Here is a 13,910-nt window from a genome sequence, read left to right on the forward strand (position 1 = left end):
TTTAGCGAGCATCTTTTACCATATTTGGGTATAGGATGTTCGCTAAAATCATGTTAACCTAATTAAAGAAAGGAAGTGCTCAACTTGTCTGTATTTTCTTATGCTAAAAAATATAAAAAACAATTAATACTTGGTCCTGCTTTTAAATTAATGGAAGCAATCTTCGAATTAACACTCCCTCTATTTATGGCTTATTTAATTGATTCAGGGATTCGAGAACAAAATATATCAGTGGTCTACGCTGCTACTTTATACATGTTAGCTTTGTCTATACTTGGACTTTTATGTGTTCTAGTTTGCCAATATTATGCAGCTGTTGCGTCTCAAGGTTTTGGAACAGAATTACGTTTAGCTATTGTAAAAAAAATCACGCAGTTTTCTCATACTGAAATTGATGAATTTGGACCTGACACATTTTTAACTAGAACCATTAACGACGTCAATCAATTACAACTAGCCTTAGCCATGCTCATCCGTCTAGTTATTCGTGCACCATTCCTTAGTATTGGCTCTATCGTAATGGCTTTTACCATCAATACATCAATGGGATTTATTTTTTTATTAACTGTTCCTATTTTTTCATTTATTCTATACATTTTAATGAGCAAAACCGTACCAAAATACCAACAAGTGTTATCATCCATTGATGAATTAAATACTGTTACTAGCGAACAACTTACCGGTGTCAAAGTTATTCGTGCCTTTGCCAATGAAAAAAAAATGGAGGATAAGTCAGCGAAGGTCAGCGAAAAGTTAGCCAATCGCTACATTGATATGACAAAACTATCTGCTCTTATGTCTCCCCTAACCTTGTTTATGACAAATATGATTATTGCTTTAATCTTATGGGTTGGTGATATTAATGTATCTGTCGGACAACTTCAAACAGGAGATATTGTAGCTTTAATCAACTACATGCTACAACTGCTAGCTGCCTTAATTGTTGTAGCAAATTTAGTGACCATTTTCGTACGAGCTTTTTCAGCTAAAAAACGGGTCGAGGAAATACTTAATACAACACCGAAAGTTCAAACACAACCTCTAGATAAAGTATTACCATTGGAATCAGAAAACACGTTATCTTTTCAAGATGTATCCTTTCATTACCCTAGTTCATCTCAAGACGTGTTAAGAAAGATTCAATTTGATTTAAAAAAAGGGACACAACTTGGGATTGTTGGACCTACTGGAAGTGGTAAGACAACGTTAATTGAATTAATTCAAAAATTTTATCTTCCAACTGACGGGACTATTCTCTTAGATAATATGAATCTACTTGATTTAACCACAGGAGAAGTCAGAGAATCTATCGGTTATGTATCACAAAAAAGTGTCATTTTTTCAGGAACGATTGAGAGTAACTTAAAAATGGGATTCCCAAATGCAACGGAAAAAGATTGTTGGAGAGCACTAGAGTGGGCTGACTGTTTAGAGTTCGTTGATGACTTAAGTATGCCAACTGCTGAAAACGGGACAAATTTTTCAGGAGGCCAAAGACAACGTTTGGCAATTGCCAGAGCGTTGATTTCTCAACCGAGTATTATGATTTTAGATGATGCTCTAAGTGCTTTAGATTATAAAACGGATTTAGCTATTCGACAAACGTTAGCAAGACTTGATTTTATCAAAAATAGCATTATCGTGTCGCAACGCATCTCTTCTGTTAAAGAAGCAGACCATTTACTAGTCTTAAATCAAGGTGAAATCGTCGCTCAAGGAACGCATCAAAACTTGATGAAGCAATCAAAATTTTACCAACAAATTGTGACATCTCAAGAAAAGGAGGATAACTAAATGTTTAAACAAACACTTTCAACTTTCTCTCCTTATCTAAAGCCTTTCAAAAAAGCGATTATCTTAAATGCTGGTTTGAGTTTTCTGTACGGCCTAAGTAGTGTGTTGGTCACCATGTATATTGGTAAAGCGATTGATAGTATGACGCTATCATCTAAGAGGGGGTTAGTAACACAGATTTTTCTCATTATCGTTTTGACTTGTCTAGCGGCGAGTAGTTTTTATTTCTTACAGCGAATCAGCCAGCATATCGCCTATACTTCTATGGAGGAAGTAAGAAAAAAAGGATACCATAAGCTAAATAAATTACCGATAAATTATTTTGATACACATTCACATGGTGACACGATGAACCGATTTAGTACAGATTTAGATTATATTTCAGAAGCTCTACTGGCTTTATTTAATCAACTATTTCCAAGCATAACGATTATCATCGTGGCCCTAGGTATCATGCTATCTTTAAACGTTATATTAACTGGTGTGATTCTCTTGATAACAGCAGGTATGTTTCTAGTTAATGTGATGATAGCAAAAAAAGGACAGCGATATTTCAACGCACAACAACAATTACTAGGAAAAATGTCTGGCTATATCAATGAACAATTTAGCCATTTAAAAACAATTAAGTCATATGAATATGAAGAAACCGTTATTCAACAATTCCAAGACATGAATCTTGAATTGCAACAAACTGGGCAACAAGCACAATTCATTTCTTCTCTGACAAATCCTTTATCTCGTTTTATCGATCACATGGGCTATTTATTAATTGGTTTAGTGAGTGGGCTACTTATTGTTAATATTTCATTACCATTATCTTTAGGAATGTTATCTAGTTTTATTATTTATTCAGGACAGTTTTCAAAACCATTAATTGAACTATCAAGTATCACAACGCAACTCCAAACAGCTTTTTCGAGTATTAAACGTATCAACGACTTACTAGATGAACCAGAAGAAGAAACATACGTCAAAAAACTAACTCATCCTTTCACACCTATTGGAAATGTAGCCTTTTCGCATGTGTACTTCTCATATGATCCAGCATCACCATTAATTGAAGATTTCAATTTAACTGTTAAAAAAGGACAAACAGTGGCGATTGTAGGGAAAACAGGAGCAGGTAAATCGACCTTAGTTAATCTTTTAATGAATTTTTATCCGTTAGATAAAGGCGTTATTACGATTGATTCCGTCCCAATCACTGATATACCAAAAGATGAATTGCGACGCTCATTTGGAATGGTGTTACAAGAAACTTGGTTATTCCAAGGTACTATTTGGGACAATCTAACGTTTGGTAACACACAAGCAACAAAACAAGATGTGGTAAAAGCCTGTGAAGAAGCAAATATCTATCACTTTATTCAACAATTGCCTCATGGATTTGATACGATGATTGGGCAATCAGGTGTTTTATTATCTGAAGGACAAAAACAATTATTTACGATAGCAAGAACGATGATTAGTAAACCTCCTATGCTTATACTAGATGAGGCCACAAGTTCTATTGATACCTTGACAGAACAACATATCCAAACAGCTTTTGATAACATGATGTCAGGAAAAACTAGTTTTATCATCGCTCATCGTCTATCAACAATAAAAAAAGCAGATATTATTCTTGTGATGGATAAAGGAAAAATCATCGAAACAGGAACTCACGACTCCTTATTAAAAAATAAAGATGGTGCTTATTCTAGTCTCTACCATTCCCAATTTAGTCATTAGTATTATGAATTTTGAGTATGCTTGAACATTCATTTTAAAAAAATAAAAAACGGGCTATGATTCTCTGATAAATTATCAGAAAACCATAGCCCGAAAATCATAATATTAATAAAATTTAATATTACTGCATAACTAAACTAACTAGTTTTTAAAAGTATAATTTAAATAACTAGTTAATCCAGTAAGACTTATGGATTAACTTTTATTCTCCCATAACCATTATATGACATTTTCTATCTCTTACTCTGTTTTGATCAAAATCTATGAAATAGATATAACCAACTGTCCCTATTTGTAACTTTTTGTTTTTTAAAACGAAACTTTCACTTGCCCCAAAGAATGATGCACGAATATGTGCATCACCATTCAAGATGGTACCAGGATCACTAGGGTAGTTCGGATCATTTAATGACATTAAAAACTCTAAATGTTCAGGTCCTGGATAACGATAATCAGTATTTTCACTCAATTCTCTTGGAATGATTTTATCTAGTATTCTATTTAAATCAACTTGTAGATATTCATCTCCATTAAAATCTTTATCATGAACATACTCTTCAAAAATAACTGAACATGTTGTATGTGGTGATTGAACAATACATACCCCATTTTCAATACCTGAATCCTCTACAATACTTTTTATCTGTTCAGTTATATTATGGTAGGTAACACGACTTCCATTTGACGTCAAGACTAACTCATCAGTATATACTGTCATATTATTTTTCCTCTCTATAATTTACTAACTCAATTAGCATGGATTCAAGCATTTCAATTGGATTTTCTGCTCCAATAATACCACTAGTTCCACCGGTAGCATCTGCTCCAGACTCTAAAGCCTTTCTAACATCTTCTGGAGAACTAATTCCTGCTGCTTGCAATACCTTTATGTTTGGATTACTTTCTCTAACCGCATCATTTGTTTGTCGCATATAATCTATACTACTAGATTGTCCTGTCCCTATTAATTCAGTTGGTTCACATATCATAATATCGGGATTTAAAATAGATATAGCTTTTGCTTCAGCAATTGAATCGGCACAGACAATCGTCAGAATACCTAATTCATCTGCTCGCTTCATTATTTCTACTAATTCATTTACTTTAACTGGATGTTCTGCATGATTTAAAAAAGTCGCTTGCACACCACTTTCAACCAATGATTCTGGTAAAATATATCCCATACCTCTACCAGGTACTAAAGAATCCATGTGCTGAGTCGTTATAATCAATTTCTTTGTTGCTTGACTTATTCTATAACAATCAGCATATTGTGCTGTAAACAGAATGTCTACATCATACTTTTCAGATAGTTTATCTGCCTCTAATGCTAACTCTAATGATTTTTCACCATATAGATATGCTTTAGGATTTACAACAAAAAACGGACTTCTTAACTGTTTTTTCATATAGATACCTCCATTGTATGAAACACATCAAAATAATGCTCTAACGTCTGGCTCATTGCATGGTTTGCTTCTTTTTTTAATTGAATATAGTCAGTAGGTTGACACTTCTCTATTTCATTCATTGCTGATGTTAGAAAATCTGTAAAAATATTAATCTTACTCATTCCCCCAGTAGCGCATCTTTCTAAATTGTAATCACCTGATGAAGATCCGCCATGCAATACTAACGGTGTACTTATGTTTTCTCTGATTTCGTTTAATCTTCCGAAATTAATTTTTGGTTCACCATTATAAAATCCATGTGCAGTACCTATAGATATAGCTAATGAGTCTACTTGAGTTTCTATAACAAATTGTTTGGCATCTGATAATTCTGTATAAATACTATCTGTTTTTTCAGAAGTTTCATAATTAACACCAGATCCGACATGTCCTATTTCTGCTTCCACTGATATACCCTTAGGTCGTGCGATTTCTACAACTTTTTTTGTTTTTTTGATATTTTCCGACAGACTATCTTTAGAAGCATCTATCATTACTGATGAAAATCCTAAATCAATAGCTTTTTCTATAACAGAAAATGTTTCCCCATGATCTAAATGCAAAACAACTGGCATAGTGCTTTTTTTTGCCAAGTACTTCCCAATCAAAGCAGCTTCGTCTAATGACATCATCTCCATATGAGATTCGGCAAAAGCTAATATCAATGGTTTTTTCAATTTCTCAGCAGTTTCTACATAACTTCTCGCAGAATCTAAGTCAATGAAATTAGTTGCTGGTATTGCAAATTTTCTTTCTTGAGATACCCTGAATAATTCTTTAGAATTGACTAACACTAAATCCCCTCCTATGAATTAATTTGTCTATCTATTTCCTCAAACATTGCTTCTGTGCCAACTCCGGTAAGTAGAGGTATTCCCATAATCACTTTATCTTTAATATTCTCTGGAACAACCGTTGTACTAATAACAACATCATAATCATCTATTTTATTAACCTCATCAGCTATCTTTGATTGATAAAGTTTTATGTCTGTATAACCTTTTTCTTTTAACCAATCTTTTACTTTATTTGTTACTATTGTTGACGTTGCTACTCCAGTTCCACACATAATTAATAATTTTTTCATACTAAACCATCTCACCTTTCTTTTTGGGCAATACTTTATTTACATAAATCAATCCGGCTAATACTATTACTCCAATGATTGCTAGGCCACCCCAGCTTAGGAGTTTTGTTAATCCAACATACATCCAAGTTGTCCATAATCCACCTTCAGCTAATGCTGTAATCATAGAATTACCTTGTAAATCAAAATTCGCTGCTTTTGCAGAACTTGTTACTAATGGTGCTACCCATGAAGTAACATATAAGATAGTCACCATATAAATTGAACCACCAATAACTGTTCTAATAATATTTCCGCCAAAAACTGCTGCCATTAAACAAATTAAAAATGGAATAGTTGCTAAATCACCAAATGGCAATGTTGTATTACCTGGTAAAATTACTGCTAATAAAATAGTGATTGGAACTAATAATAATGAAGATGATAAAACTGCTGGATGTCCTACTGATAGTGCTGCATCCATTCCTATATATAACTCTCTTCCAGGGAATTTCTTTTGAACAAAAGTATTCGCAGATTCTGAGATAGGTGTTAACCCTTCCATTAATAACGCTACCATTTTCGGCATTAATACCATAACTGCTGACGTTTTTACTGCCAATTGCCCAACTCCTGCAACATCATAGCCAGCTAATAGACCCATAACTAATCCAATCATGAATCCCATGACAGTCGAATCTCCAAAAACACCAAATTTCTTTTGAATCGTTTCTGGATCCGCTTTCCAATTTTTCAAACCAGGTGTTCGATCAAATAACCAGTTCAACGGAATCGCAAATATAAAACCTGGCGCTGCTGTTCCATGTGGGAAAGTTATGTTTGGGAATCCATAAAATTTATTAATCACTGGACCCAAAATATCCCCAAATAACAGCATCATCATTATATAGATAACGGTTGCGAAAATCCCAATCGCAAAATTTCCAGTTAAAGCATATACTAAAGAAGAAACAAACGCTGCATGCCAAATATTCCAAATATCAACATTTAATGTTTTAGTCAGTCCTAAAACTATTAGTAAAATATTTAACCCCACTCCAATTGGAATAGCTAAACTTCCTAATACCGTTCCATAAGAAATTGCTGCTGCTGCTGGCCACCCTACATCAATAGTAGTTAAATTCAATCCAAATCTTTCAACCATTTGTTGTGCTGCTGGCCCTAAGCTGCCTCCAAGTAAATCAATTACTAAATTTAATCCTACAAATCCTACCCCTACCATCAACGCAGAAGTAAAAGCTTTGCCTGGTTTAGTCCCTAGAATAATACCGAAAATTAAAATTAAAATAGGTAAAACAACTATTGAACCTAAATCAACAAACCATTGTAATGCGTTTAACATGTGATTTCCTCCTTTTATATTAAGATTTGTTGTTTCATAATTAATAAAAATTCTTCTTCTTCCACTACATTCAATAAACTTTCCATCACTTGTTCATTCTGAAACATCGTAATAAGTTGTTGTAGCATACTTAATTGCTCATGAGCTTCTTTTAAAGCCAACATAAAAATCATGTTTACTTCTACTTCATTATCTAATGTTCCCATTTCATTAAAAATAACTGGTTTATTTAATTTTAAAAAACCTAGTTGTGATTTATTAACAAACTCGCTATCAGTATGTGGAATAGCTACTCCATACCCATTTATTGATAACCCTGTAGGATAAACGGATTCTCTTTTTAAAATATTTTCATAAAAATCTGCTGTTACTAATCCTTTTTCTTGTAATAATAAAGATAAAATTTCTAATCCTTCTTCTCTATTACTCACTTCTTGATTTAAAACTATTATCCTTTCATCAAAAAACACTTTATTCATCCCCTCTACTTTGTTAAGCAATCTTTAAATTCCTTCTTACATTTAGATTCTATTAATTGATTTAATTTTTTTTGATTTTTAAACAAATCATAAAGCGTAGCAATAATATTTTTAGCCTGTCCCATATCGTCTTCTGATATTAAAACCAAACACACAATTTGTATATCCAACATATTCCATTTGATAGGTTTCGCTAGCGTTAAAAATACTATTTTAGTTTCCTTAACAGTTCGAGGGTCTGCGTGAGGAAATGCTACTCCTATATCCATCTCAGTACTTCCGTTTATCTCCCTTTGAAATAATGTTTCTCTAAAACTATTAGTTACCTTATCAGCATTTTCTAATTCATTAGAAAGAAAAGTCAAAATCTCTTCCTTGTTATCAAAATTCTTTCTTAGATATACATACTGATTATCTGAATAAGTTATCAATAAATCTTTATTTAAATTACTTTCTGACGAAAAATTTTGTTCAAATTGATCAATTGTTGAAATTCTTGAAGTAATACTTGATATTTCTTCATTTGAAGGTAACGGTGATACGAAAATAACTGGTACATTACTTGATACTTCTCTATCCAACGAAACAGTAGATATAATTAAATCTATTTGTTCTAAATCATATGACTTAAGCGCTCTCTCATCAGAAACTTCTAAAATAATCCTATTTGAAATATTTCTCTCAATTCTATTTAAAATCAACTCAGATGTTACAAAACCAAAGGAACAAACTATCAGTACATGTTTTGTGATTTCTATTTTTTCATATGCTAGCTGAAAATGAATAGTTAAAAAACCGATTTCATCCTCAGGTAAACTCACATCAAGTGATTCTTCGAGCCCAACCGTTGCATATTGGACTAAGCTATACATTGTTGAATACTGCTTTTTTATATTTTGTAACAATGGATTTCTTATATATACGCCAGTTTTTAACCTGTGTATCATAGGAACAATATGAGATATTAAAGACTTAATTAATAAATCATCTGTAGATAAATCTACCTTTAGCCAATAGTTCATTTGGCTTATCATTGAAATCACTTGATGTCTAAAATATTCATCAGCGTTATTGTTAATAGAGAATGGTTGTATACCATGAGAAAATAAACTAGAGCTTAAATAGTACGTATCATCAGTGCTAAAAAATATTCCTAAATCGTTATTAATCTTTTCTATTAAAGATAAGCTACTCATATATAATTCCATCGTTTGTATTTCAGAAAACATCATTTTCTTTTTCTCTTCCAAGTGATACCCTAATCTAACTCTAGAAATAAATACTAAAAGAGATATTTTTAAGGATTCTTTCATGTAATTACTAAGAGTTAGCTTATTAACTGAGATAATATCTTCAATATAGAATTCAACTTTTCGTATTAACTGATCATCAAATATAAAATTTAGCTTGTCTATAGACCATATATCATCTTTTTGAAAATTCTTAATATAGTTTATAGCAATATTTTGTATCACCGATTCATCCGCTTGTTCTAAATCATAGATATTGACCTGTTTATTTTTAAAATAACTTACGATTTCATCTATATCATTTTTAATTGTCTGAGCACTGACATAAAATTTTTCAGCATACTGAGAATAAGTATTCTTTTCCTCAGAAAACAACTCATAACCTAGAATAGATAGTTTCCTATTTTCCGTTGTATAAGCATTTTCTATCCAACTAACTTTATAGAGTGCTAATTGATTTAATTTCGAAATATCTTCTTCATTTAATTCTAATTTAATACCTTTTCTTGGTTTCTTTATCAACTTTGCTTCTATATGTAAAGATTTAAAAAGAAAGTCTATATTATCTAAATCACCATATATTGTTTTAGTCGATACAGACAACTGATCCTTAAAAAAAGATGCAGGTTGAAAATCATTTTGTTTTATTAATAAGTGTAATAACTTCTTCTCCCTTTTTTTTAACATTTTACAAACACCTCCGGAAGCGCTTCCTATACTTACAATTTACTCTATTAACTACCCGTAGTAAATCAACTATTAGTTCTACATTAATGTGGAACTTATTCAAATATAAACATGTATAAGGTTCTTTAAATAAATAACTAAATTAATACAATATATTAAATATAACATCATTGACTCAAACAATAATCATTTGGCTTGTTATTTTCCCTTATTTCTATATAATAACTTCAAGATGTATCTTTTATATACAATCTAAGTCAAACACTATTAAGTTATATGCTGCCTATACCTATACCTAAACCCGAAATCATCCTAACTATCCGTCTCAAAAAACACTTATAAAATAACAAAAAGAAGACTTAAAAAATCTAAGTCTTCTTTTCTTAATATCAATTAATATTATTTTAGTGTCTTCACTTTGGCTTCTACTTTTTTGACTGAATCTAATGCTAGCATTAATCCGATTGTTTCAGCCTCATTGGATTTTTCAAAAACAGTAATTTCATAAGCATCACCTAAAGCGGTCCATCTGTTTCGCACTTTAGACACCTTACGATAACCTGACATCACATCGAAGTCCATTGACCACCAATCGTCATGCACTTCTAAACCATCACTAGTTATCTGAAAAGACATTTTAGAAATTGAATCTGATTGTGCGACTGTAAATATAATGCGTTCACCAACGACCACATCTAAGCAAGGTAATGTTGACCCAATGTGTCTTTCCACACGCACAAATTCTTCTCGTCTATCATCATAAACCTTATAACAAGTCAATCCATCGTCTTCAAAACACTCAATGGTATAAATTTTATCCCCGTTTCTAGTGATAATTTCCTTCTTGTTTTCATTAGTATAATCATCTTTTAACATAAATAGTTGACGCATAAACGTGCACCTCTTTAATAGTTTATTATACCAATCAAATAATTCCCCGTAACGATTACTTTTCGTCCAACTACACAAATTTCAATACATCTTTTATTAAATCTACTTTATATGTATATTTTCTATCTGATGTCTCTGATCCATTACTAAACCAAATCGAATCAATCCCTACTCGTTTAGCTCCTTCAATATCTGATGACAGACTATCTCCAATCATAACAACAGTTGACAAGTCTTTTATCCTAGCGTCATTAAAGATATAATCAAAAAAACGAACATCAGGCTTTTCAAATCCTACTTCTTCAGAAATATATAAAGCATCAAATAAATCACTCAAACCTGCACTAGCCAAACGCTTTCTTTGTGTTTGACCAACACCATTTGTTCCTGCAAATACTGTATAACCATTTGATTTTAGTTCTCTTAATAAATCAATGGCTCCATCCATCACATCATTTCTTTCTTCAAGAAAACTGCGATATTGTTTATCAACCAATACGCCATCAACCACAATGTTATTTGCTAAAAAGAATCGTTTAAAACGCTCCTTTAAAACAACATCCTTACTGATTTTACCATCTTCTAATTGGTCCCACAAGTCGTGATTAATCTCTTTATATTGATTAAACGTTTTTTCATTAAAAACTACGCCATAAGTAGCGAATACTTTTTGGAGTGCATAATATTCTGATCGACTAAAATCAAGTAACGTATTATCAATATCAAATATAACATACTGATATTTTTTCATGTATACCCTCCTTTTTTCTTACTACTATAATTTATAACATAAAAAAAAGCAGCGTGTCCATATACACTCTGCTTTTTGTATGATTTTTTTATGAAGCAAATTTAACCAATTGCTTTTGTATAACTTTTACATTAGCTAACCAATAAGTTCCAATAACATGGACAACCAATAAAATCAGAGAACTCACAATACGGCTTGGAATGTTTGCCACAATACCTGGACCATACATTAAGTATAACCAAAACGTATTCATTCCTAAGTTTACAACTAGCGTCACCATCACATTGACTGTAATAATGCGTTTTAGTGTCATTTCTTTTTTATAGTAGAATAATCCATATAAAAAGGCTGACAAAAAGGCTGACAACGTAAATCCTGGGAAAAATCCTGCTGTCACTGGAAATAATGTAATCCCAATAAAGTCAGCTAAGGCATTTCCTATCCCTGCCACAAGTGGCGAGAACATCATACACATCAACACAACCGCTACAAACGTAAAACTAATACGAACAAACGGTGTTTGAATCGAAATAAATCGTGTTAATACGATTTGCAATCCCATTAATACCCCCATCAATGCGATCGACTTTGGTGTAAAATCATTTTTGCTCATTCTAGCATCTCCTTTTATTTAGAGTTGCTACATCCATTATGCAGCGAATGCAGAAATAAGGCCGCAAGCACTCCACTTGTACTTTTCGTCCACTAAGCAACATCCCATCCTAGTGGCACTTGACGCTATATTTCCTACTCTGTTAATTGTTTTACACATCGTACTATATCATAATGAAAAAAAATTACAATAAAGACTATCGTAGTCAAATTTTCGCCAAATTCTCTAACTCTTTAAACAGTAACATCGCAGTGCTTTTATTTGTTGCTAGAGGGATTTCATAGACATCGCTTAGACGAATCAACGCTGTGACGTCCGGTTCATGTGGTTGGGCTGTTAATGGATCTCTTAGAAAAATAATCATATCCATCTCGCCTTCTGAAACACGTGCTCCTATCTGTTGGTCTCCTCCTAAAGGCCCTGATTTAAATCGGTGAACATTTAAATTCGTTGCTTCTTGAATTCTAAGTCCTGTAGTACCTGTGGCAAATAATTCATGTCTACTTAATACTTGCTCAAATTTTTTGGTTAGTTCAACCATTTCTTTTTTCTTTTTATCGTGTGCTATCAGTGCTATTTTCATTTTTTTCTCTCCTTTTCGTCATATTGCCCAAAAATCTAGGCAAATTTACATTGTAAGCGTATTACTCAATTCATTATACTGTATTTAATAAAACAAATGAAAGAAGGAAATACACTATGGTAGAAATTGCTTTAAAACACATTTATAAAAAATATGATGGAAACCCTAATTACTCAGTAACTGATTTTAATTTACATATTGAAGACCGTGAATTTATTGTATTTGTCGGGCCTTCTGGTTGTGGTAAATCCACTACTTTACGTATGGTAGCTGGTCTTGAAGATATTTCAGAAGGTGAACTTTGGATTGGTGACAAATTAGTCAATGACGTTGCACCAAAAGACCGTGATATCGCAATGGTTTTCCAAAACTATGCGTTATACCCTCATATGACTGTCTACGATAATATGGCATTTGGTTTAAAACTTCGTAAATATGACAAAGAAGAAATCAGAAAACGTGTAGAAAACGCTGGTGAAATTCTTGGTTTAACAGATTACTTACAACGAAAACCCGCTGCTTTATCAGGCGGACAACGACAACGTGTGGCATTAGGTCGTGCGATTGTGCGTGATGCGAAAGTATTCTTGATGGATGAGCCATTATCAAACTTAGATGCAAAACTTCGTGTGGCAATGCGTGCAGAAATCGCAAAACTTCATCGTCGTTTAGAAACAACCACTATTTATGTTACCCATGACCAAACTGAAGCGATGACCATGGCGGATCGCATTGTTATCATGAAGGATGGTTTCATCCAACAAATTGGGACACCAAAAGAAGTGTATGATACTCCTAATAATGTTTTTGTTGCCGGTTTTATTGGTTCACCTGCTATGAATTTATTTAACGTTGAATTAACAGATAATGGTCATATAACTGATGGTCATGATTTAAACGTTAAGTTGCCTGAAGGAAAATTCAAAGTATTACGGGAACAAGGATATGTTAATAAACCATTAATCTTTGGTATCCGTCCAGAAGACATTCATAGTGAATTATTAGCCAAAGAAGCTTCACCAAATAGCATCATTAATTCTGAAGTTGTGGTATCAGAATTACTCGGTGCTGAAACCATGCTTTATACCAAAACGGGTGAAACAGAGTTCATATCAAAAGTGGATGCCCGATCAACTTATCGTCCAGGAGAAGTGATTGAATTAGCCTTCAATTTAAACAAAGCTCACTTCTTTGACCCACAAACAGAACAAGTTATTAGATAATATATAATAAAGACCAAATTTTCAT

14 protein-coding genes and 1 riboswitch are annotated in these 13,910 nt (G+C 32.6%); of the genes, 3 read left to right on the forward strand and 11 right to left on the reverse strand.

All coding sequences use genetic code 11. The features are described 5' to 3' along the window. The first annotated feature begins 84 nt into the window (after positions 1–84). Complete coding sequence (locus tag BW731_RS04645; protein ID WP_233120437.1) at positions 85–1,794, forward strand: ABC transporter ATP-binding protein; 1,710 nt, start codon at positions 85–87, stop codon at positions 1,792–1,794. Further along, positions 1,795–3,528, forward strand: coding sequence for an ABC transporter ATP-binding protein (locus BW731_RS04650; protein WP_079346155.1), 1,734 nt, complete (start codon positions 1,795–1,797; stop codon positions 3,526–3,528). Between the two features lie 202 nt (positions 3,529–3,730). On the opposite strand, the gene BW731_RS04655 is transcribed toward BW731_RS04650, so the two are convergent. The 11 genes from BW731_RS04655 to BW731_RS04705 all read right to left on the reverse strand — a co-directional run bounded on the left by BW731_RS04655 (position 3,731) and on the right by BW731_RS04705 (position 12,662). Continuing rightward, on the reverse strand, positions 3,731–4,246 hold the full coding sequence (locus BW731_RS04655; protein ID WP_079346157.1) for a YjbQ family protein: 516 nt from the start codon (positions 4,244–4,246) through the stop codon (positions 3,731–3,733). 1 nt (position 4,247) lies between these two features. Continuing rightward, positions 4,248–4,937: a triose-phosphate isomerase gene (locus BW731_RS04660; protein WP_079346159.1), complete on the reverse strand. Its 690-nt coding sequence runs from the start codon at positions 4,935–4,937 to the stop codon at positions 4,248–4,250. Next, complete coding sequence (locus BW731_RS04665; RefSeq protein ID WP_079346162.1) at positions 4,934–5,773, reverse strand: class II fructose-bisphosphate aldolase; 840 nt, start codon at positions 5,771–5,773, stop codon at positions 4,934–4,936. The genes BW731_RS04660 and BW731_RS04665 overlap by 4 nt, the downstream gene beginning before the upstream one ends. Positions 5,774–5,784: 11 nt before the next feature. Next, the gene (locus BW731_RS04670) at positions 5,785–6,066 is read right to left on the reverse strand and encodes a PTS sugar transporter subunit IIB (RefSeq protein ID WP_079346164.1); all 282 of its coding nucleotides are present in this window, start codon (positions 6,064–6,066) and stop codon (positions 5,785–5,787) included. A gap of 1 nt (position 6,067) precedes the next feature. Beyond that, positions 6,068–7,408 carry a PTS galactitol transporter subunit IIC gene (locus BW731_RS04675; protein WP_079346166.1) on the reverse strand — a complete coding sequence of 447 codons (1,341 nt, stop codon included), beginning with the start codon at positions 7,406–7,408 and terminating at the stop codon, positions 6,068–6,070. 14 nt (positions 7,409–7,422) lie between these two features. Continuing rightward, the gene (locus BW731_RS04680) at positions 7,423–7,908 is read right to left on the reverse strand and encodes a PTS sugar transporter subunit IIA (protein ID WP_233120438.1); all 486 of its coding nucleotides are present in this window, start codon (positions 7,906–7,908) and stop codon (positions 7,423–7,425) included. Further along, entirely contained in the window at positions 7,893–9,824 is a 1,932-nt protein-coding gene (locus BW731_RS04685; RefSeq protein WP_079346168.1) for a BglG family transcription antiterminator, read from the reverse strand. The genes BW731_RS04680 and BW731_RS04685 overlap by 16 nt, the downstream gene beginning before the upstream one ends. Before the next feature lie 399 nt (positions 9,825–10,223). Continuing rightward, the gene (locus tag BW731_RS04690) at positions 10,224–10,715 is read right to left on the reverse strand and encodes an LURP-one-related/scramblase family protein (protein ID WP_079346170.1); all 492 of its coding nucleotides are present in this window, start codon (positions 10,713–10,715) and stop codon (positions 10,224–10,226) included. 70 nt (positions 10,716–10,785) lie between these two features. Then, entirely contained in the window at positions 10,786–11,466 is a 681-nt protein-coding gene (locus tag BW731_RS04695; protein ID WP_079346172.1) for a YjjG family noncanonical pyrimidine nucleotidase, read from the reverse strand. An 88-nt stretch (positions 11,467–11,554) separates the two neighbouring features. Then, a complete protein-coding gene (locus BW731_RS04700) occupies positions 11,555–12,079 on the reverse strand; it encodes a folate family ECF transporter S component (protein WP_079346174.1) in 525 nt (174 codons plus the stop codon). Positions 12,080–12,118: 39 nt separating this feature from the next. Continuing rightward, positions 12,119–12,223: riboswitch (THF riboswitch) on the reverse strand. A gap of 61 nt (positions 12,224–12,284) precedes the next feature. Then, positions 12,285–12,662, reverse strand: coding sequence for a methylglyoxal synthase (locus BW731_RS04705; protein ID WP_079346176.1), 378 nt, complete (start codon positions 12,660–12,662; stop codon positions 12,285–12,287). Positions 12,663–12,778: 116 nt separating this feature from the next. On the opposite strand from BW731_RS04705, the gene BW731_RS04710 reads away from it, so the two are divergent. Then, positions 12,779–13,885: an ABC transporter ATP-binding protein gene (locus BW731_RS04710; RefSeq protein WP_079346178.1), complete on the forward strand. Its 1,107-nt coding sequence runs from the start codon at positions 12,779–12,781 to the stop codon at positions 13,883–13,885. Positions 13,886–13,910: the final 25 nt, after the last annotated feature.

Source organism: Vagococcus martis (assembly GCF_002026305.1).
Classification (GTDB): Bacteria; Bacillota; Bacilli; order Lactobacillales; family Vagococcaceae; genus Vagococcus; species Vagococcus martis.

What these genes read in the sequence shown, in the direction of transcription:
- BW731_RS04650 (WP_079346155.1), top strand. Translation starts at nt 1,795, where the DNA reads ATGTTTAAACAAACACTTTCAACTTTCTCTCCTTATCTAAAGCCTTTC.
- BW731_RS04655 (WP_079346157.1), bottom strand. Translation starts at nt 4,246, where the DNA reads ATGACAGTATATACTGATGAGTTAGTCTTGACGTCAAATGGAAGTCGT.
- BW731_RS04660 (WP_079346159.1), bottom strand. Translation starts at nt 4,937, where the DNA reads ATGAAAAAACAGTTAAGAAGTCCGTTTTTTGTTGTAAATCCTAAAGCA.
- BW731_RS04670 (WP_079346164.1), bottom strand. Translation starts at nt 6,066, where the DNA reads ATGAAAAAATTATTAATTATGTGTGGAACTGGAGTAGCAACGTCAACA.
- BW731_RS04675 (WP_079346166.1), bottom strand. Translation starts at nt 7,408, where the DNA reads ATGTTAAACGCATTACAATGGTTTGTTGATTTAGGTTCAATAGTTGTT.
- BW731_RS04685 (WP_079346168.1), bottom strand. Translation starts at nt 9,824, where the DNA reads ATGTTAAAAAAAAGGGAGAAGAAGTTATTACACTTATTAATAAAACAA.
- BW731_RS04690 (WP_079346170.1), bottom strand. Translation starts at nt 10,715, where the DNA reads ATGCGTCAACTATTTATGTTAAAAGATGATTATACTAATGAAAACAAG.
- BW731_RS04695 (WP_079346172.1), bottom strand. Translation starts at nt 11,466, where the DNA reads ATGAAAAAATATCAGTATGTTATATTTGATATTGATAATACGTTACTT.
- BW731_RS04700 (WP_079346174.1), bottom strand. Translation starts at nt 12,079, where the DNA reads ATGAGCAAAAATGATTTTACACCAAAGTCGATCGCATTGATGGGGGTA.
- BW731_RS04705 (WP_079346176.1), bottom strand. Translation starts at nt 12,662, where the DNA reads ATGAAAATAGCACTGATAGCACACGATAAAAAGAAAAAAGAAATGGTT.
- BW731_RS04710 (WP_079346178.1), top strand. Translation starts at nt 12,779, where the DNA reads ATGGTAGAAATTGCTTTAAAACACATTTATAAAAAATATGATGGAAAC.